Origin of the sequence: Actinomadura vinacea (assembly GCF_039532545.1) — a bacterium.
GTDB lineage: Bacteria > Actinomycetota > Actinomycetes > Streptosporangiales > Streptosporangiaceae > Spirillospora > Spirillospora vinacea.
Window position 1 is genome coordinate 140,038 of record NZ_BAAARW010000012.1, and the last position, 19,506, is coordinate 159,543.

At 71.3% G+C, this 19,506-nt stretch carries 20 protein-coding genes; 10 read left to right on the forward strand and 10 right to left on the reverse strand.

Annotation, left to right across the window (positions count from 1 at the left end):
- The first annotated feature begins 80 nt into the window (after positions 1–80).
- The 4 genes from glgB to ABD340_RS15950 all read left to right on the forward strand — a co-directional run bounded on the left by glgB (position 81) and on the right by ABD340_RS15950 (position 4,159).
- Positions 81–2,339, forward strand: a complete 2,259-nt coding sequence (gene glgB / locus ABD340_RS15935; protein ID WP_344589741.1) for a 1,4-alpha-glucan branching protein GlgB — start codon at positions 81–83, stop codon at positions 2,337–2,339.
- A 9-nt stretch (positions 2,340–2,348) separates the two neighbouring features.
- Positions 2,349–2,711: an ACT domain-containing protein gene (locus tag ABD340_RS15940; RefSeq protein ID WP_344589742.1), complete on the forward strand. Its 363-nt coding sequence runs from the start codon at positions 2,349–2,351 to the stop codon at positions 2,709–2,711.
- A 307-nt stretch (positions 2,712–3,018) separates the two neighbouring features.
- Entirely contained in the window at positions 3,019–3,522 is a 504-nt protein-coding gene (locus ABD340_RS15945; protein WP_344590693.1) for a DUF6879 family protein, read from the forward strand.
- Between the two features lie 130 nt (positions 3,523–3,652).
- Positions 3,653–4,159 carry a hypothetical protein gene (locus ABD340_RS15950; RefSeq protein ID WP_344589743.1) on the forward strand — a complete coding sequence of 169 codons (507 nt, stop codon included), beginning with the start codon at positions 3,653–3,655 and terminating at the stop codon, positions 4,157–4,159.
- 138 nt (positions 4,160–4,297) lie between these two features.
- Here ABD340_RS15950 and ABD340_RS15955 read toward each other — a convergent pair whose 3' ends face one another.
- Positions 4,298–4,552, reverse strand: a complete 255-nt coding sequence (locus ABD340_RS15955; RefSeq protein WP_344589744.1) for a hypothetical protein — start codon at positions 4,550–4,552, stop codon at positions 4,298–4,300.
- A gap of 51 nt (positions 4,553–4,603) precedes the next feature.
- Here ABD340_RS15955 and ABD340_RS15960 point away from each other — a divergent pair, with 51 nt between their 5' ends.
- Together ABD340_RS15960 and ABD340_RS15965 are read left to right on the forward strand one after the other, a co-directional pair.
- Positions 4,604–5,206: a DUF5753 domain-containing protein gene (locus ABD340_RS15960; protein ID WP_344589745.1), complete on the forward strand. Its 603-nt coding sequence runs from the start codon at positions 4,604–4,606 to the stop codon at positions 5,204–5,206.
- Entirely contained in the window at positions 5,193–5,396 is a 204-nt protein-coding gene (locus tag ABD340_RS15965) for a DUF397 domain-containing protein (protein WP_344589746.1), read from the forward strand. The genes ABD340_RS15960 and ABD340_RS15965 overlap by 14 nt, the downstream gene beginning before the upstream one ends.
- A gap of 256 nt (positions 5,397–5,652) precedes the next feature.
- On the opposite strand, the gene ABD340_RS48290 is transcribed toward ABD340_RS15965, so the two are convergent.
- The gene (locus ABD340_RS48290; RefSeq protein WP_344589747.1) at positions 5,653–6,075 is read right to left on the reverse strand and encodes a hypothetical protein; all 423 of its coding nucleotides are present in this window, start codon (positions 6,073–6,075) and stop codon (positions 5,653–5,655) included.
- 304 nt (positions 6,076–6,379) lie between these two features.
- On the opposite strand from ABD340_RS48290, the gene ABD340_RS15975 reads away from it, so the two are divergent.
- On the forward strand, positions 6,380–7,087 hold the full coding sequence (locus ABD340_RS15975) for a phosphotransferase (RefSeq protein ID WP_344589748.1): 708 nt from the start codon (positions 6,380–6,382) through the stop codon (positions 7,085–7,087).
- Here the strand turns inward: ABD340_RS15975 and ABD340_RS15980 are convergent.
- Positions 7,071–7,934 (reverse strand): NUDIX domain-containing protein, encoded by an 864-nt coding sequence (locus ABD340_RS15980; RefSeq protein ID WP_344589749.1) that lies wholly within the window; start codon positions 7,932–7,934, stop codon positions 7,071–7,073. The genes ABD340_RS15975 and ABD340_RS15980 overlap by 17 nt on opposite strands.
- Before the next feature lie 103 nt (positions 7,935–8,037).
- Between ABD340_RS15980 and ABD340_RS15985 the strand changes: the two genes are divergently transcribed.
- Genes ABD340_RS15985 through ABD340_RS15995 form a run of 3 tightly spaced genes read left to right on the forward strand, consistent with a single transcriptional unit; the run spans position 8,038 to position 10,768 of the window.
- Positions 8,038–8,547 (forward strand): PaaI family thioesterase, encoded by a 510-nt coding sequence (locus tag ABD340_RS15985; protein ID WP_344589750.1) that lies wholly within the window; start codon positions 8,038–8,040, stop codon positions 8,545–8,547.
- Between the two features lie 17 nt (positions 8,548–8,564).
- Positions 8,565–10,280, forward strand: coding sequence for a signal peptide peptidase SppA (sppA, locus tag ABD340_RS15990; RefSeq protein ID WP_344589751.1), 1,716 nt, complete (start codon positions 8,565–8,567; stop codon positions 10,278–10,280).
- Positions 10,265–10,768 carry a flavin reductase family protein gene (locus ABD340_RS15995; RefSeq protein WP_344589752.1) on the forward strand — a complete coding sequence of 168 codons (504 nt, stop codon included), beginning with the start codon at positions 10,265–10,267 and terminating at the stop codon, positions 10,766–10,768. The genes sppA and ABD340_RS15995 overlap by 16 nt, the downstream gene beginning before the upstream one ends.
- Here the strand turns inward: ABD340_RS15995 and ABD340_RS16000 are convergent.
- The 7 genes from ABD340_RS16000 to hutH form a co-directional block, all read right to left on the reverse strand.
- The gene (locus tag ABD340_RS16000) at positions 10,758–11,303 is read right to left on the reverse strand and encodes a ferritin-like domain-containing protein (protein ID WP_344589753.1); all 546 of its coding nucleotides are present in this window, start codon (positions 11,301–11,303) and stop codon (positions 10,758–10,760) included. The two genes, ABD340_RS15995 and ABD340_RS16000, sit on opposite strands and share 11 nt — an antisense overlap.
- Before the next feature lie 46 nt (positions 11,304–11,349).
- Positions 11,350–12,513, reverse strand: a complete 1,164-nt coding sequence (gene hutI, locus ABD340_RS16005; protein ID WP_344589754.1) for an imidazolonepropionase — start codon at positions 12,511–12,513, stop codon at positions 11,350–11,352.
- Positions 12,514–12,598: 85 nt separating this feature from the next.
- Entirely contained in the window at positions 12,599–13,471 is an 873-nt protein-coding gene (locus ABD340_RS16010; RefSeq protein WP_344589755.1) for a hypothetical protein, read from the reverse strand.
- A 156-nt stretch (positions 13,472–13,627) separates the two neighbouring features.
- Entirely contained in the window at positions 13,628–14,989 is a 1,362-nt protein-coding gene (locus ABD340_RS16015; protein WP_344589756.1) for a formimidoylglutamate deiminase, read from the reverse strand.
- A 10-nt stretch (positions 14,990–14,999) separates the two neighbouring features.
- Positions 15,000–16,196, reverse strand: a complete 1,197-nt coding sequence (locus tag ABD340_RS16020) for an allantoate amidohydrolase (RefSeq protein WP_344589757.1) — start codon at positions 16,194–16,196, stop codon at positions 15,000–15,002.
- Positions 16,193–17,851: a urocanate hydratase gene (gene hutU / locus ABD340_RS16025; RefSeq protein WP_344589758.1), complete on the reverse strand. Its 1,659-nt coding sequence runs from the start codon at positions 17,849–17,851 to the stop codon at positions 16,193–16,195. The genes ABD340_RS16020 and hutU overlap by 4 nt, the downstream gene beginning before the upstream one ends.
- A gap of 12 nt (positions 17,852–17,863) precedes the next feature.
- Positions 17,864–19,414, reverse strand: a complete 1,551-nt coding sequence (gene hutH / locus ABD340_RS16030; protein WP_344589759.1) for a histidine ammonia-lyase — start codon at positions 19,412–19,414, stop codon at positions 17,864–17,866.
- Positions 19,415–19,506 lie beyond the last annotated feature (92 nt).

A 19,506-nucleotide genomic window follows, 5' to 3' on the forward strand; every position in this document is an offset into this window, starting at 1 on the left:
CCTCTTAGGTGAGATATGCCGTTCCCGGGGCACTTCTAGGTGCGTACCTCTGATCCTGGGAACGAGGAGGCCACGATCTCATGGCACGGGTGACGCGTGAGGAGATCGACAAGCTGGTGGGGGGCGACCACCACGATCCGCACAGCGTCCTCGGCGCGCATCCGGGACGCTCGGGGGTGACGGTACGGGCGCTGCGTCCGCTGGCCGAGCGGGTGGAGGTCGTCCTGCCGAACGGGGACCGGCACCCGCTGCGGCACTACCACGAAGGCGTCTTCACCGGCATGCTGCCCGAGGGCGCGTCGCTGTCCGGGGACGACCCCGACGCGGCGCCGCTCGCGGTACCCGACTACCGGCTCGCGGTCACGTACGGCAACGACGAGGAGATTCTGCAGGACGACCCGTACCGCCATCTGCCCACGCTGGGTGAGCTGGACCTGCACCTGATCAGCGAGGGCCGGCACGAGGAGCTGTGGCGCGCGCTCGGGGCGCGGGTCCGCACCTATGCGTCGGCGTTCGGTCCAGTGTCCGGTACAGGCTTCGCCGTATGGGCGCCCACTGCGCGCGGGGTACGCGTGGTGGGCGACTTCAACCACTGGGACGGGCGGGCGCATCCGATGCGCTCGCTGGGTTCCACCGGCCTGTGGGAGCTGTTCATCCCAGGAGTGGGCGACGGCGACACCTACAAGTTCGAGATCCTCGGTGCGGACGGGCAGTGGCGCATCAAGGCCGACCCCATGGCGCAGGCCACCGAGCTGCCCCCGGCAACGGGGTCGCGCGTCTTCACGTCCACCTACGAGTGGGGCGACGGCGAGTGGATGGGCCTGCGCAAGGAGCGGTCCTGGGTGAACGAGCCCATGAGCATGTACGAGGTGCATCTCGGCTCCTGGAAGCCGGGCCTCGGTTACAGGGAACTGGCCGAGGAGCTGACGCGCTACGTGGACGACATGGGGTTCACCCACGTGGAGTTCCTGCCGGTGGCCGAGCATCCGTACGGCCCGTCCTGGGGCTACCAGGTCACCTCCTACTACGCGCCCACCGCGCGTTTCGGGAACCCCGACGACTTCCGCCATCTGGTGGACCGCCTGCACCAGGCGGGGATCGGCGTCATCGTCGACTGGGTCCCGGCGCACTTCCCCAAGGACGAGTGGGCACTGGCGCGCTTCGACGGCACCCCCCTGTACGAGCACGAGGACCCGACCCGCGGCGAGCAACCCGACTGGGGCACGCTGGTGTTCAACTTCGGACGCGCCGAGGTCCGCAACTTCCTGGTGGCCAACGCCTGCTACTGGCTGGAGGAGTTCCACGTCGACGGGCTGCGCGTGGACGCCGTCGCCTCGATGCTGTACCTGGACTACTCGCGCGAGGAAGGCCAGTGGACGCCCAACATCTACGGCGGCCGGGAGAACCTGGAGGCGATCTCGTTCCTGCAGGAGATGAACGCGACCGTCTACAAGCGCAACTCCGGTGTCATGACGATCGCCGAGGAGTCCACCGCCTGGCCCGGGGTGTCACGCCCGACCCACCTGGGCGGGCTGGGCTTCGGCTTCAAGTGGAACATGGGCTGGATGCACGACACGCTGGAGTACCTCCGGCACGAACCGGTCTTCCGCCACTACCACCATGGGGAGATCACCTTCTCCCTCATCTACGCGTTCTCCGAGAACTACGTGCTGCCCCTCTCCCACGACGAGGTGGTGCACCTCAAGGGGTCGCTCCTGGCGAAGATGCCCGGCGACACGTGGCAGAGGTTCGCGGGGCTGCGCACCCTGCTGGCCTACATGTGGTCGCATCCGGGCAAGCAGCTCCTGTTCATGGGCTCGGAATTCGGCCAGGGCGCCGAGTGGGCCGAGGAACGCTCCCTCGACTGGTGGCTGCTGGACAACGCGTCGGAGGGCGCCGACCATCTGGGCGTGCAGAAACTGGTCCGCGACCTGAACCGGATCTACCGGTCCCACCCGGCCCTCTACACGATGGACGCCGTCCCGGACGGCTTCCGCTGGATCGACGCCAACGACGCGAGCGGCAACACCATGTCCTTCCTCCGCGTCGGGTCCGCCGCCGTTCCCGGCGAGGAGCCGCCCGTGCTGGCCTGCGTGGTCAACTTCTCCGGCGGCGCGCACGAGGACTACCGGCTGGCACTCCCCCGGCCGGGCGGCTGGCGCGAGATCCTCAACACCGACGCCTACGAGTACGGGGGCAGCGGCGTGGGGAACATGGGCCGCGTCGAGGCCACCGACGAGCCGCGGCACGCCATGCCCGCCTCCGCGCTCGTCCGCGTCCCGCCGCTCGGCGCGGTGTTCCTCGTCCCAGAGGAGGACGGAGCGCAGAACGGCGCATAGGGTGGCGGCATGTCTCAGCGCCTCCGCATCGTCCCGTCGCAGTTCATCGTGGAGCACCTGCCGAACGCCACGTTGCCCGAGGACGACGAGTGGATCGCGATGGTGCGCGCCCCGGAGGGCCTGACCGTCGTCCGGGAGGTCCCGCCGTTCGTGGAGGCGGAGCGCTGGGTCGGCTTCTACGCCGACGAGCCGCACTCCCTCGACACCCCGGGGATGCTGGCCGCGATCGTGGGGCCGCTGGCCGAGACCGGTATCCCGGTCTTCGTCGCCTCCACCTTCCACGCCGACCTGGTCATGGTCCCGGAGCGGCAGGTGCCCGACGCCGCAGCGGCCCTGAAGGAGGCCGGCCACCAGGTCGCCCAGTCCGCCTAGGAAATCCGAGACCAGGAGCACGAACAGCCGAAGGCCACGAACGTGTTCACGCTTCCCGCCAACCCACCGCTCGGTTCCTCGGCAAAGACCCGGACTCCCAGGAAGGGCAGTCACCTACCCTGTTCGCCACCGACCGGACCGACCGGATCACCTACATCGCTCAATGGTGGAAGGTGACCGACCACCAGGCGCTCGCGGACATCGGCCCAGTGCCCGACCACGAAACCCTGATCAAGATCCCGGAAGACGTGCTCAAGATGTACGCCCGCCGTTAACTGGACGAGGAGGGTCAGCACTGAGTCCGCACATCCCACCCGGCCCCGAGTTCGGCAAGCTCTTCCGTACCTTCGAGCACACCGCCTTTCGTCTGGAAACGCGCGACGAGTACAAGTCCACCAACGAGACGGAAGCACTGCGTCAGTTCGTCGCGGGCGAGCCTGTTGACATGGGCTGGTTCGATAACTGGCTGAACATGATCCGCGACGCCACAGCCGAGGGGCGGCGCTTCATGCGCGTGCGCGTGGTCACCATGCCGCTCACGGATTACAGCCGCTTCGGCGTCTTCTGTTCCAAGTACACCAACACGGCCGGTGAGGACATCCGCTATCTGCGGCGCGATGAAGCCACCGGCCTACCGGATTACGATTACTGGCTGTTCGACTCGCGCAAGCTGGTACGGATGCACTTCGACAAGGACGAGAATTTCCTTGGCGGTGAGATCATTGATGATCCTGCTGTGGTCGTAGACCACAACCATTGGCGTGATGCCGCATGGCACCGCGCTGCCCAACGGGACGACTTTGCCACCTAATAGAACCACCGGCGTCACCAGCGTTCATGAAGCGCGTGACGCGCTGGGCAGACGACTCGGTGAGCTTCGCCAGGCAGCCGGCATGAGCGGTCGGCAGCTCGCGGAGTCGTTGTCGTGACCACCTTCCAAGGTGTCCAAGCTGGAGAACAGCCGACAGACGCCAACCGATGACGACGTCCGTCAGTGGGCGCAGGCAACCGGCAGCGAAGCAGAGCCGGAGTATGTGGTCGCGCCCGCTCACGGCTTCTGCCTGCTCGACGGTAACCGCGTGATGGTCGATACCTTCTCGGCCGAGCTGAACCTCGCCCAGCCGCAGGAAATCGTCCTGTACCGCGGCATCTTCGACTCGCTAGCCGCTATAGCCAGCAATGGACGAAGTGTCCGAACAATCATCAACCAGGCGATAGATGATTTTGCACCGGAAGTCCCCGAGGACTCTGAGGATGGCGACCGATTCCCCCAGGCGGCGACCTTGAAAGTGGTCGGCCACCAGGTCGTGCAGACCGCCTGGGAAATCCGGGACCAGGAGCACGAGCAGCCGAAGGCCGCGAAGGTGTTCACGCTTCCAGGCCAGCCACCGTGCACCAGACGATCTTGCCGCCCGTCCGCGGCCTGCGGTAACCAAAGTTCTCGGTGAGGGACTGGACGAGCAGCAACCAGCGGCCGCCCTCGTCCTCGAGGTCGACTTCTTTGAGCACGGGCGGATCGATGCTGGGATCCCAGACCTCGACCACCAGCAGTGCGTCCTGCCGGTAAAGGCATACCGAGATCAGCTTCACGCCCGGCGAATCTGGGCGTGCGTCGGCTGCGGGTACGCCTCGATGATGCCCACTGCCCGCACGGCATTGGTTGCGAGCTCGGAGACGACGAGCTCCGCCGTGGGCACGAGTGCGTCCATGCTCCAACTCTTCAGGACGGCACGGGCGAACCGCCGGGCGATCCGCGGCGCGTCCGGAATGGCCGCCAGCTTCAGGCAGTTGTTGGAGCCTTCCATGTACAGGTCGGGTCGAGCGGGCGTGGTGACAGACATGACCGATCTACTCCTGTGGCAGGGGGTGGAGGCGGAGCCAGCGTCGGAGCGGTGCTCTGGGAGTACAACACGTTCATCGGCTTCGAGACTGAGGCTCGCGCGGTCTGGACGTACGAGATGACCCTGGTCCCTGGACTGCTCCAGACCGAAGGCTACGCACGCGCCGTCATCAAGGGCATGCTCCCTCACGCAAGCCAGGAGGAGGTTGAGCGACGTGTCGATGCCCGCATGAAGCGGCAAGAGGTGCTCGCCAAGCAGGACGCGGTGCGGTTGTGGGCCATCGTGGACGAGGCGGCCTTGCGCCGCCAGGTCGGTTCAGCCGGCGAGATGCGTGCCCAGATTGAGCATCTCCGTGCGGCCACGCTCCGCCCCGAGGTGACGCTCCAAGTCCTCCCATTCGACTCCGGCCCTCATCCCGCCATGCTCGGGGCGTTCGTCATCCTCAAGTTTGACGAACCGGTTGCGCCCGATATCGTCTATACGGAAGGGCTGACCAAAGACCTGTTCTTGGACGACGATACGAGCATCGCCCAGTATCGCGAGACGTTCGAGCATCTACGAGCCAGCGCGCACAGCCCGGGTCAAACCGAAGTCTTCCTGGCCGACCTGACCAGAGGAAGCCAAGTGAGAGGAGTGCGGGATGCAAACGCTTGATCCGTCCCGCGCAGTGTGGCGCAAAAGTGCCCACAGTGGCGGTAATGGCAATTGTGTCGAGGTGGCACAAGTCGACAAGATTACGGCCCTGCGCGACTCCAAGGACCCACACGGTCCCGTGCTGGCGTTCTCCCCCCAGGGGATGCGCTCACTCCTGGACGACGTGAAGGCTAAGAAATACGACCTGTAAACGTCGGCGCAGAGTCCTCGCCACTCAGCGCGACAGGTCGAACTCGCCGGCTTTCAGGGCCCGAGCGAATATCTGCCATTCACCGTGACCGAATACGAACAGTCCGCTGTCACGGTTCCTGGAGTCACTCACGCCGATACGGTCAGCACGCCGGGCGGCCGGAGCCACCCGGCACTCGATCGCTCCCGCGTACCTAAACCACCAGCTCGCCGTTAACGCCGCCGAACTGCGCCGCAGCCGGATTGATCTGCGCTATTTACATAATCCCGAATACGGTCGTGACGGCGACCGTCATCACCTGCTCCGCGAGATCACCGCTGCCTTCGCGGCATGCGAGCAGGCCGCCGCGGCGGGGCGCATCGGCGGCTACGGCGTCGCCACCTGGAACGGATTCGCGCACGAAGCCTTCACCATGGCCGACCTTGTCGCCGCCGCCCGTAATGCGGCCGGTGGCCAGGACACCTGCCTGGCTGCCGTGCAGCTTCCGATCAGCCTGGTGCAGATCAAGGCGATTGCCGCAGCGGCCAGCGGCCATGGAACCGTGGTCGAGGCAGCCGCTCGTGGCCTGGAAGTATGGGCATCGGCACCTCTGCACGGCGGTGAACTCGGTCGCTTGGTGAACGATGAACTCGCCCGGTTGATCCAACCCGGTCTTACCCCAGTCCAGGCGGCGCTGCATGTGGTCGCCTCCACGCCGGGTCTGTCCGGTGCAGTACTGTCCGCTTCGACCCCGGCACACTGGAACGAGGCAGCGACGGCTTTTTCGCTGCCGCCTGTTCCGCCTGCTCGACTCCGGGAGATCTGCGCTGTTCTCCGTGCCTGAAGATCATCGCCTGCGTTCGAGGATGCGCGCCGCTTACACGCGTGCGGCCATTCGATTCGGCTGCATCCCTGAGCCCGGGACCTACGAGGCATGGGGGCATTCCGCACGCACCCTCGGCGGACTCGTGCACCATCAGGCTGGAGGCGCATGGCTTCGCCTCATGGAAACCCCGCAGAACAAGCGTGGCGGGAAACTATGGTTCGGCACCGAACTGGCCGCCACCGTGCTGCCCCCACATGTGCCCAGGCCCGCGCTGCTCAAGGTGACCGATTGGGCCACCGACGAGTACGCCTACCGCGCCGAACTCACCACCTACGTCACCACGCCCACGTGCTCCAACACACCAGATCTGCCGCGCCGCGCGGAAGCGCCCACCCCATGGTGGTCGCAACTGCGCGGCGCGCTGGACGCGGTGATGGCCACCCCCGTTCCCACCAGACGTGAGCCGGTGATCAGCCAGGCATACGTCAACCGCGCCATCCCGGCCTTCCTTGGCGCCCGCCACATCGACACCACCGTGAGGCGGTGGACGCTGGCCCACGGGGACCTGCAATGGGCCAACCTCACCGCGCCAGAGCTGACCATCCTGGACTGGGAAGGATTCGGCCCCGCCCCCTTCGGCTTCGACGCCGCGAACCTGCACGCCTACGCCCTGCCCGTCCCGGACGTCGCCCGACAGGTCCGGTGTACCTTCTCCGACATCCTCGGCACTCCCGACGGGTGGCTGGCCGAACTCGTTGTCGGTGCCAGCGTGCTCCAGGCCGCCGACCGTGACCCCGTCCACGCCCGCCTCGCACCCCTCGTACGGGACCACACGCAGAAGCTCCTGGCCGTAAGCGATCTAGGAATTCCTAATGAAGACAGTTGAGGAGCCAGCGGGGGCCCACCACGGCCGCGCCGGCGGCCTCGCTGCGCGCCCGCAGCTCACGGTCGGCCGTGACGACGACGTAGGCGGCGTCGGGATCGGGCCGGCTCACCAGCTCCACGATCTGGTCGTCGCCGCTGCCGGGAGCCGCCACCACACGCACCTCCCCGGCGGGCTCCCCGGCGATGCGGCTGGCCGCGCCCTCCACCACCAGGACGACCTCGGGGAAGCAGCTGTCGAGCGGGAGGACCTCGTCGGGCAGGCCCGAGATCCCCTCCTTGAGGACGTCCAGATCGTCGCGCAGGCGGGCGTTGGCGCCCGCCCGGTCCTTCCACCAGCCGTCGGCGCGCGCGCCGACCACGTTCGCCGCGTCCACCACCAGCACCAGGCGTTTCAGAGCACCGCGCAGCAGGGGCCAAGAGGCGGCGAACGGCGGGAAGAGCCGCATTTCCTCCACCTTCTCCAAGGGCACCCAGGCCGCCTTGCGCGTCTCCCTGGACGCGGGCCGCACCTCCTGCATCTCCCGGACGGCCCCGACGACTGAGGCGAAGTGCCAGCCGCCGTGATCCTCGACCCGCATGCCCTGCACCCGGACGCCGGCGGGGTCGAGCGTGCACTCCTCGGCGGTCTCGCGGAGGGCGCCCGTCACCGGGTCCTCATGGCTGTGCAGCGCGCCCCCGAACATCCCCCACGTGCCGCCGCCGGTGCCCCACCACGCGCGCTGCTGGAGCAGCACCTGGACCTGGCCGTCCGTGCCGCGGTGGTACGCCAGCAGCCCGGACGCGCCGAACCGGCCCCAGTGCGTATGGCCCCTGGCGCACCGCGCCCAGCCGTCACCGTCGCCTCCCATGACGGCGACCCTAGCCCCTCCCGTCCGTCCCGTGACGAACCGCACAGCCACCCGAGCCCGTCGCCGCCCCGCAGACGGAATACGATTCGGGTGCCGCAGCCCGATGATCAAGAGGGGGTCCCAGTTGAGCGTGGACGCCGCGGACGGCCGTGCGAACACCGCCGACGACCTGTGGGACACCCTTACGGGGGCCGAGCTGATCCAGGCCATGGCCGATGGCCGGTACGTCGAGCCCTCCGACATCATCACCTTCATCGGCCAGGCGGCCAAGCACGCCGAACCCGGCCGGGTGGAACTCGAATGGCGGCCCGGCGAGCAGCTGAGCAACGCCGCCGGCTCCGTGCACGGCGGCTACATCGCGATGGTCCTCGACAACGCGGCGTGCCTGGCCGGCTCCAGCACGTGCGACCGCTTCATCCCGATGATCACCCTCAACCTGAACGTCGACTACCTGCGCGGCGTCAGCGCGGGCGAGACCTACACGGTCGTCGGCACCTGCGTGCACCCCGGCCGCACCCGGCTGGTCTCCAACGCCGTCGTCACCGACGCCCGGGGACGCCCGGTCGCCCAGGCGTCGGCCGCCTTGGTGCCCAACCAGGCGTTCGCGCGCTGAGCGCATAGGCTGGGCCCATGGTGGATCCCGGCACAGTCGTCAACGTCATCAAGCAGGCCCGCGATCGGCGCACCGCACCGCTGATCCTGGAACTGGACCTCACCGACGGCCTCGTGGAGTCGGCCCCCGCCGACCCGCTGACGGCCCTCATGTCGATCCGCCGCAACCACCTGCGTGACGTGCTGGACGGGCTCCGCCGCGCCCGCGGCGACGCCCGGGTCCGAGCCCTGCTCGTCAAGGTGTCCGGCGGCGTCGGCCTGGCCATGGCACAGGAGCTGCGGGAAGCCGTCCAAGGGCTGCGCGAGGCGGGCAAGCTGACCGTCGCGTGGGCCGAGACGTTCGGCGAGTCCGGCCGCGGCACCGTCCCCTACTACCTGGCGACCGCGTTCGAGCGCGTCTACCTCCAGCCGTCCGGGGACGTGGGGCTGACCGGCGTCGCGCTGGAGGAGCCGTTCCTGGCCGGCGCGCTGGAGAAGGCCGGCGTCCAGCCGCGGTTCGGCAAGCGGCACGAGTACAAGACGATGGCCAACACCTTCATGGAGAAGACCTACACGCCCGAGCACGAGGAGTCGTCCCGGCGCCTGGTCGACTCCCTCGGCGAGCAGGTCACCGCCGGCATCGCCGCCGCGCGCGGGCTCACCGAGGACCGCGTCCGGGAGCTGACCGACCGCGGCCCGCTGCTGGCGCCCGAGGCGCTGGAGGCCGGGCTGGTCGACGGGCTCGCCTACCGCGACGAGGTGTACGGCGAGATCCGCAAGGAGGTCGGCCCGCTCGACGGCACCGAGCCCCTGCTCCGGTACGTCTCCCGCTACAACCGCGCGCACGGCCTCGCCCGCCGCCTCCCCCAGCCCGGCAAGCAGGACGCGATCGCGCTCATCAACGGGCAGGGCCCGATCAAGCTCGGCCGCAGCGGCCGCGGCGGCCCCCTGCCCAACCAGGGCCCGGCGATGGGCTCCGACACCGTCGGCGCCGCGCTGCGCGCCGCCGTCCGCGACGACCGGATCAAGGCGATCGTGTTCCGCGTCAACAGCCCCGGCGGCTCCGCGGTGGCCTCCGACACGATCTGGCGGGAGGTCGTCCTGGCCCGCAAGGCCGGCAAGCCCGTGATCGTCTCGATGGGCAACGTGGCCGCCTCGGGCGGCTACTACGTGTCCATGGCCGCCGACGCCATCGTCGCGCAGCCCGGCACCATCACCGGCTCCATCGGCGTCGTCGTCGGCAAGGCCGTGATCAACGAGCTGCTGGAACGGCTCGGCGTCGGGCTGGGCAGCGTCGCCGCCGGCGAGCACGCCCGGATGTTCAGCGCCACCAAGGACTTCAGCGAATCGGAGTGGGAGCGGATCAACGCCTCGCTGGACCGCATCTACGACGACTTCACCGCCAAGGCCGCCGAAGGCCGCGGCATGTCCCGCGACCGGGTGCACGAGCTGGCCCGCGGCCGGGTCTGGACCGGCGCGGACGCCAAGGCCAACGGCCTGGTGGACGAGCTCGGCGGCCTCGACCTCGCCCTCGAGCTGGCCCGCAAGCGCGCCGGGCTGTCCGCCGACGCGCCCGTCCGATCCTTCCCGCACGCCTCGCCGCTGGACCGGCTGCGCCCGCCGGAGTCCAGCGAGGACCGCACCGCCGCCCGCGCCCGCATCGACGCCTGGGGCTCCCTGGGCGGTCTCGCCGCCCGGCTCGGGCTGCCCGCGGCCGGCCCGCTCACCCTGCCGGGCTCGTGGGAGATCCGCTGACCGGCGTCACCGACTTCACCGAGGCGCTCGCCGGGTTCGCCACGGGCGTGGTCGTGCTGACCGTCAAGGACGGCCGCGACGACCTGGGCACCACCGTCACCTCGTTCATGTCGGTGTCGCTGGAACCGCCGATGGTGCTGGCCGGGGTCGCGTCCGCCTCCTACCTGGCCGAGGTCCTGACCCGGCAGGACCGCTGGGCCGCGACCGTGCTCGGCGCCGGCCAGCGCGCCCTCGCCGGCCGGTTCGCCGCCGAGGGCCGACCCGGCGCCCGGATCCTGCTGGCGAGCGAACCGCACCACCGCGGCCCGCTCTCGGACGCCCTCATCGTCGACGAGGCCGTCGCCGCCCTCGAATGCGAGACCCGGCAGCGCATCGAGGCGGGCGACCACACCCTCTTCGTCGCGGAGGTGCTGTCGGCCGACTACATAGCCCGCAGACAAACCCCGCTGATCCGCGTGAACAGCGCCTACCTGGGGGCTAGGTGGTGAGGTCGCGGGGGAGGCGTTCGAGGAGGCCGCGCAGGTCGTCGGCGTGCTCCTCCTCCTGCTCCAGGATGCGCTCGAAGATGCGCTTGGTGGTCGGGTCGCCGTCGCCCAGCCACTGGACGATCGAGGCGTAGGACATGATCGCCACCCGTTCGGCGACCAGATCCTCCTTGATCATTTCGATCAGGTCGAGGCTGGCGTCGTACTCGGCGTGCGCCCGGGTGGTCAGGGTGTCGGGCGAGAAGTCGGGCTCGCCGCCGAGCTGGACGATCCGCTCGGCCAGCCAGTCGGCGTGCTGCTGCTCTTCCTGGGCGTGCTCGAGGAACTCGGCGGCGACCGCCTCGGCGTGGATGCCGGTCGCGGTGTAGTAGTGCCGCTTGTAGCGCAACGTGCAGACGATCTCTGTGGCCAGGGCCTCGTTGCAGACCTGGATCACCCGTTCCAGGTCCGCCCCGTACGCCTCGGTGACCGGCCCCTTGTCGATCTCGTGCCGGGCCCGGTCGCGTAGCGTCTTGATGTCGGTCAAGAACTCCGCCATGCGGTCCTCCCTTTCGGCACGGAGGCTCCTACCCGGCACACGCGTTTCACACTTGGCGGCCTGCCTTCCAGACGGCGGCCACCTGGGGGACGCCTGGGCGGTAGGCGAGGTGGATGTGGGAGGGGGCGTCCAGCATCAGGACGTCTGCGCGTGCGCCTGTTCCAAGGTGTCCCACGTCGGTGCGGCGTAGTGCGCGGGCGCCTCCGGCGGTGGCGGCCCACACTGCCTCCGCGGGGGTCATGTGCATGTCACGTACGGCGACCGCTATGCAGAACGCCATGCTGGAGCTGTAGCAGGACCCGGGGTTGCAGTCGGTGGCCAGCGCTACGGTCGCGCCCGCGTCGATCAGGCGCCGGGCGTCCGGGTAGGGCTGGCGGGTGGAGAACTCGACGCCGGGCAGGAGGGTCGCGACAGTGCGCGAGGACGCCAGCGCTTCCACGTCCGCGTCGGTCAGGTAGGTGCAGTGGTCGGCGGATGCCGCCCCCAGTTCGACCGCCAGCCGGACGCCCGGGCCCGCGTGCAGCTGGTTGGCGTGCAGCCGGGGCATCAGCCCTGCTTTGACGCCTGCTTCCAGGACCTCTCTGGCCTGGTCGGCGTCGAAGGCCCCCTGTTCGCAGAAGACGTCCACCCACCGGGCGTGCGGGGCGCAGGCGGCCAGCATCTCGGTGGAGACCAGGCGCACGTAGCCGGCGGTGTCGTCGCCGTACTCGGACGGCACGACGTGCGCCCCGAGGAAGGTGACCTCCTCGACGACCTCGGCGGCGATCCGTACGGCCCGTTCCTCCTGCTCGACCGACAGCCCGTAGCCGGACTTGCATTCGACGGTGGTGGTGCCCTGCCGGGCCATCTCGGCGACCAGGCGGCGGAGGTTGGCGCGGAGTTCTTCGGCGGCGGCGGCGCGCGTGCGCGCGACGGTCGTGCGGATGCCGCCCGCCGCGTACGGCAGCCCGCTCATCCGCGCGGCGAACTCCTCGGCCCGCTCCCCGGCGAAGACCAGGTGCGCGTGCGAGTCGACGAAGCCGGGCAGCACCGCCCGGCCGTGCGCGTCGTACGTTTCGTCGGCCGGGGGCGCGGCGTCCGACGGGCCGGCCCAGGCGACGGTGCCGCCGTCCAGGACCAGCGCCGCGTCGCGCAAGAGCCCGAGCGGGCCTTCGCCCAGCTCGGGCTCGTTGGTGACCAGTTCCCCGATGTTGGTGATGGCGATGCTCACCGGTCCAGAATCGCACCCGCGGCGCGTTCGGGACCGGACGCCGGTGCCGGTGGTGTCTCGGATGCGAGACACCACCGGCGGGGGTTCACCAGCCGCCCTGCTGCGGCGGCGGGGGCGGGTAGGCCGGGCCGGGCGGCGCGGGCGGCGGCTGCTGGTAGCCGGGCCCGGGCGGCGGCGCGGGCGGGTAGCCCTGCCCTGGCGGCGGGGGCGGGGCCCCCGGGCCGGGCTGGGGCGGGTACGGCCCGGCGGGGCCGGGCGGCGGCCCGCCGGGGCCCGGCGGCATACCGGGGCCGGGTGCGATGCCCGGGCCGGGTGCCATCCCCGGGCCGGGGGGCATCCCGGGGCCGGGGGGCATGCCCCCGGGCGGCGGCGGCTTGCTGCCGCCCTTCTTGGCGAGCCCGATGATGCCGCCGATGCCGGCGATCACCAGGGCGACCACGCCGAGGACGATCAGCTTGCCGATGCCGCCCCCCTTGCGCTTGCGGCCGGTGCTGACGTCGGGGTCGGTGTCGATGTCCGGCGGGTCGTAGGTCGGCGCCGAGTAGGTCGGCGTCGGCACATCGGTCGACGGGGTGGTGCTCGGCGCCGAGCCGCGCAGGGAGAGCAGCAGCGAGGTGATGGCGCGGGTGGGGTCGCGGGTGGTGCGCGCGGTCCGCCCGAACGCCGACGTGGCCGCCGACAGGTCCGCGTTGGTGTAGCCCGACGACGCGCTGGCGGTGATGTAGAGGTAGTCCAGCGACGGGTTGTACCCGAGGATCACCGAGTCGGTCGACGAGCGCCGGCTCTTCACCCACTGCTCGAACGCGACCTTGGTGCTCGGCGTCCGCGCCGTGTAGATCTTGGTCGAGCCGGGCAGCGTATCGGCGATGCGGCGTACTTCGGCGGTCCTCAGCACGCCCGCCATGTCCAATACCAGCGCCGGTCCGGTCGCCGCGACGGCCGGCGCCGTACCGGTCACGGCGAAGCCTGTAATCATGACACCCAAAAGCAGCAGCAACCGCCGCAACATGGCCCACGTCCCCGTAAAGCGAATATCTTCCTCAAACCTGACCCAGCAGAGAACCACATCCGGCCCTGCTCGCGCCAGAAAACCCCCCAGATCACTCTTGTGACTTCACTCGCATCCGTCGTCTCTCTCCGTGATCATCGAGACGGCGCGGCGGAGGGCGCCGGGAACGTCGTCCACCAGCAGGTGCCTGCCGTCCCGGACGATCTCGCGGCCGGACACCACGACCGCCCGGACGTCGGCGGCGGTGGCGGCGAACACCGCGGTCTCGGCGGCGAAGGCCGGCCCCGCGCCCGCCGTGCGGACGGAGTCGAGGGAGACCGCGACCAGGTCGGCGTAGGCGCCGGGCTCGAGCCGGCCCGCCTCGGGCCAGCCGAGGCCGTAGTGGCCGTTCCAGGTGGCGGCGGCCAGCAGCTCCCCCGCCGTCCAGTGGCCGCGCTCGCGGGTGCGCAGCCGCTCGTCCAGCTCGACCGCGCGGGCCTCCTCGAACAGGTCGATCATCGCGTGCTGGTCCGAGCCCAGGCAGATCGGGGACCCGGCGCGGAAAAGGTCGCGCGCGGGGCCGATGCCGTCGGCCAGGTCGCGCTCGGTGGTGGGGCACATGCACACGCCGGTCATGGTGCCGCCGAGCAGGCCGATGTCCGCGGGGGTGAGGTGGGTGGCGTGCACGGCGACGGTGCGGGCGCCGAGCGCGCCGCATTCGGCCAGGAGGCGGGTGGGGGTCATCCCGTAGGCGTCCTGGCAGGCCTCGTTCTCGGCGGTCTGCTCGGACAGGTGGACGTGCAGCGGCGCGCCGCGGCCCTTGGCCCAGTCCGCCACGGCGCGGATCTGCTCGCGCGGCACGGCGCGGACGGAGTGGATCGCGGCGCCGACCCGGGCGTGCAGGCCGCCCGCCTTGCCGGTCTGCTCGTGCAGGCTGTCGACGCGGCGCGCCCAGTTGCCCGCGCTGCCGTCGCCGAAGCGCAGCTGGGGGCCCTGGAGTGGACGGCCGATGCCGCCCGCCAGATAGCAGGTGTCGAGCAGGGTGATGCGAATGCCCGCGTCGGCGGCGGCCGCGATCAGCGCCTCGCCCATCGCGTTCGGGTCGTCGTAGGGGGCGCCGCCGGGCCGGTGGTGGAGGTAATGGAACTCGCCCACGCAGCTGATCCCGGCGAGGGCCATCTCCGCGTAGACGGCGGTGGCGAGGGCACGGTAGGTGCCGGGATCGAGCCGGTCGGCGACCTTGTACATCTGCTCGCGCCACGTCCAGAAGGTGCCGCTGCCCGCCTGGACGCGGCCGCGGAGGGCGCGGTGGAAGGCGTGGGAATGGGCGTCGGCCAGCCCGGGAAGGGTGAGCCCGGGCAGGCGGGACGTGCCGGGCGGGGCCGGCACGCCGGGGGTCACGGCGGTGAAACGCTCGCCATCGGTCTCGAGGAGCACATCCGCGGCCACCTCGTCTCCGAGCCAGGCGAACTCGGCATGCCACTGCATAACGGATTTCCTACCCGCAGGCCAGGTTTTTCAGCACCGCGGTGAGGGCCTCCACACCCGCCAGGCAGTCCGCCGGCTCGGCGTGCTCGGCGGGCGCGTGCGAGACGCCGGTCGGGTTGCGGACGAACAGCATCGCGGTGGGCAGCCGCGCCGCCAGGATCCCGGCGTCGTGCCCGGCCCCGGTGGGCAGCACCGGCACTCCGCCCAGCGCGCCGGCCAGGCGGTCGCGGAGCGCGGTGTCGAAGTCCACGACCGGCGAGTACGACTCCTCCGCCAGCTCGACGGCGACGCCGTGCTCGCGCGCGGCGTCCCGGGCCGCCTCGTGGACCTCGGCCACCGTCCGCCGCACGAGGTCGTCGGCCGGGCCGCGACCGTCCAGCCATGCGGTGACCGCGGACGGGATCGCGTTGACGCCGTTCGGCGTCACCTCGACCCTGCCGACGGTGGTGAAGGCGCCGTGCCGTTCGGCGGCGTCCCGCGCGGCCAGCACCATCCGCGCGAACGGGAGCATCGGGTCGCGGCGGTCCTCCAGCCGCGTGGTGCCCGCGTGGTTGCCCTCGCCGGCGAAGCCGAACCGCCAGCGGCCGTGCGGGACGATCGCGCTCGCGACGCCGACCGGAGCGGTGAGCGCACGGCCCTGCTCCACGTGCAGCTCGACGTAGCAGGAGACCCGTCCCAGCAGGTCCTCGTCCGGTCCGATCCGGTCCGGGTCCAGGTCGTGCGCGGCGAGCACGTCGCCGAACGCGCGGCCGTCGCGGTCGCGCAGCCCGCGGGCGCGGTCCGGGGCGATCGCGCCGGTGAGGAGCCGCGAGCCGAGGCAGGCCACGCCGAAGCGGGCGCCCTCCTCCTCGGCGAACGCGGCCACCCCGATCGGGCGGCCGGGCCGGACGCCGCGCTCCCGCAGCAGGTCGATCGCGGCGAACGCGGAGACCACGCCGAGCGGGCCGTCATAGGCGCCGCCTCCGGGCACCGAGTCCAGATGGCTGCCGGTCAGCACGGCGCCGTCCCGCGCCCCGCCTGGACGCCACCACGCGAACAGGTTGCCGTTGCGGTCGCGTTCGACGTCCAGGTCGCGGCGGCGCGCCTCGTCCAGGAACCAGGCACGGCACTCCAGCTCCGGCGGCGTCCAGGCGAACCGGTGGTAGCCGCCGGTGCCCGGGTCCCGTCCGACGGGCAGCAGCGCCGCCCACATCTCCTCGAAGCTCATACTTCCTTCATGGGGATGCGGACGCCGCGCTCGGCGGCCACCTCGGCGGCGCGGTCGTAGCCCGCGTCCACGTGCCGCATCACGCCCGACCCGGGGTCGTTGGTCAGCACCCGCTCCAGCTTGCGCGCGGCCAGCTCGGTGCCGTCGGCGACGCAGACCTGCCCGGCGTGGATCGACCGGCCGATGCCCACGCCGCCGCCGTGGTGGATCGACACCCAGGTGGCGCCGGACGAGGTGTTGAGCATGGCGTTCAGCAGCGGCCAGTCGGCGATCGCGTCCGAGCCGTCGGCCATGCCCTCGGTCTCCCGGTACGGGGACGCGACCGAGCCGGTGTCGAGGTGGTCGCGGCCCAGCGCCAGCGGCGCGCTGATCTCGCCGCGGGCGACCAGGTCGTTGAACACGGCCCCGGCCTTGTCGCGCTCGCCGTACCCGAGCCAGCAGATCCGGGACGGCAGGCCCTGGAAGTGCACCCTCTCCCCCGCCATCCGGATCCACCGGCTCAGCGGCTCGTTGTCGGGGAACAGGTCGAGGATCGCCTGGTCGGTGCGGTGGATGTCCTTGGGGTCGCCGGACAGCGCGGCCCACCGGAACGGGCCCTTGCCCTCGCAGAACAGCGGCCGGATGTAGGCGGGGACGAAGCCGGGGAACGCGAACGCCCGCTCGTATCCGGCGAGCTGCGCCTCGCCGCGGATGGAGTTGCCGTAGTCGAAGACCTCGGCGCCCGCGTCCTGGAAACCCACCATGGCCTCCACGTGCGCGGCCATCGACTCCCGGGCCCTGGTGATGAAGGCCTCGCGGTCCTTGTCCCGCTCGGCCGCCCAGTCCTCGAACGGCACGCCGCGCGGCAGGTACATGAGCGGGTCGTGCGCGCTGGTCTGGTCGGTGACGATGTCGATCGGGGCGCCGCGGCGCAGCAGCTCGGGGACGACGTCGGCGGCGTTGCCGAGCACGGCGATGGAGAGCGGCCGCCGCTCCGCCCTGGCCTCCTCGGCCAGGCGGAGCGCCTCGTCCAGGGACCCGGCCTTGCGGTCGCAGTAGCGGTGCGCGACGCGACGGTCGATGCGGGACGGGTCGCACTCGACGCAGATCGCGACGCCGCCGTTCATGGTGACGGCCAGCGGCTGGGCGCCGCCCATCCCGCCGAGCCCGGCGGTCAGCGTGACCGTCCCGGCGAGCGAACCATTGAAGCGCTTCGCCGCGACGGCGGCGAAGGTCTCGTAGGTGCCCTGCAGGATGCCCTGGGTGCCGATGTAGATCCACGAACCGGCGGTCATCTGCCCGAACATCGTCAGCCCGAGCGACTCCAGCCGCCGGAACTCCGCCCAGTCCGCCCACTGCGGGACGAGGTTGGAGTTGGCGATGAGCACCCGCGGCGCCCACTCGTGCGTGCGGAAGATCCCGACCGGCTTGCCGGACTGGACCAGCAGCGTCTCGTCCCCCTCCAGGCCCCGCAGCGACCGGACGATCGCGTCGAAGGAGGCCCAGTCGCGGGCCGCCTTCCCGGAACCGCCGTAGACGACCAGCTCGTCGGGGTGCTCGGCGACCTCGGGGTCGAGGTTGTTCATGAGCATGCGCAGGGCGGCCTCCTGCGGCCAGCCCTTGGCGTTGGACGGCGTGGTGCCGCGCGGGGCGGCCACAGGTCGTGGACCGGACATGTCAGACGCTCCTTAGGAGAGGCGGCCGGTGACGGCTTCGGCCGCCGCGACCAGGCCGCCGTCCCGGACGAGTGCGGTGGCGGCGGCGATCTCGGGGGCCAGGTGGCGGTCGGGCCCGGGGCCGGGGACGTGCTCGCGCAGCGCCGCGACGACCGCGGCGGTGGCGGGCCCGGGGCGCAGCGGGCGGCGCAGTTCGAGGGCGCGCGCGGCGGTGAGGATCTCGATGCCGACGACCTGGGCGAGCCCGTCCACCGCGCGGCGCAGCTTGCGGGCGGCGTTCCAGCCCATCGAGACGTGGTCCTCCTGCATCGCCGAGCTGGGGATGGAGTCGGCGGAGGCGGGCACCGCCAGCCGCTTGAGCTCGGACACGATCGCGGCCTGGGTGTACTGGGCGATCATGTGGCCGGAGTCGACGCCGGGGTCGTCGGCCAGGAACGCCGGGAGCCCGCCCGAACGGGCCCGGTCGAGCATCCGGTCGGTGCGCCGCTCGGACATCGAGGCCACGTCCGCGACGGGGATCGCCAGGAAGTCCAGCACGTAGGCGATGGGCGCGCCATGGAAGTTGCCGTTGGACTCCACCCGCCCGTCGGGCAGCACCACCGGGTTGTCGACGGCCGAGGCAAGCTCGCGCGAGGCGACCAGCTCGGCGTGCGCGAGGGTGTCGCGGGCCGCCCCGTTCACCTGCGGGGAGCAGCGCAGCGAGTAGGCGTCCTGGACGCGGGTGCAGTCGGGCCCGCGATGCGACTCCATGATCTCCGAGTCGGCCAGCAGCGCGCGCAGGTTGGCGGCCGACACGCCCTGCCCGGGATGCGGGCGCAGCTCCTGCAGGTCGGCGGCGAAGACCCGGTCGGTGCCCAGCAGCGCCTCGACGGTCATCGCGGCGGCCAGGTCGGCGTTGGTGAGGAGGCGGCGCAGGTCGTGCATGGCCAGGACCAGCATGCCGAGCATGCCGTCGGTGCCGTTGAGGAGCGCGAGGCCCTCCTTGGCGCCCAGCGTGACCGGGGCGATCCCGGCGGCGGCGAGCGCCTCCGCGGCGGGCCTGAGCTCGCCGGCGGCGTCCCGCACGTCCCCCTCGCCGATGAGCGCGAGCGCGACGTGCGCGAGCGGGGCCAGGTCGCCGGAGCAGCCGAGGCTGCCGTACTCGTGGACGATCGGCGTGATGCCCGCGTTCAGCAGCGCGGCCAGGGTCCGCGCGGTGACCGGCTGGACGCCCGTGCGCCCGGTGGCGAGGGTGCGCAGCCGCAGCAGCATCAGCGCCCGGACCACCTCCCGCTCCACCTCCGGCCCGGACCCGGCGGCGTGCGACCGGACGATGTTCAGCTGGAGCTGTGCGCGCAGCTCGGGCGCGATGTGCCGGGTGGCCAGCGCGCCGAAGCCGGTCGACACCCCGTACACCGGGGTCGGGCGCGCGGCCAGCTCGTCGATGTGCGCGCGGGACGCCCCGATCAGCTTGAGCGCCTCGTCGGTCAGCTCGACGCCGGCGCCGTCCCGTGCCACCGCGACGACCTGATCGAAGGCCGGCGGTTCCGGGCCGACCTCGACGCGCGCTTTCCCGCTGCTCACCGCACTCCCCCCTCGACGACCTCCATACCCACCATTGGAACGGCGGGCGCACGGCCAGGAGGAGGCCCGCAGCGCGCATTGTGTCTCAAATA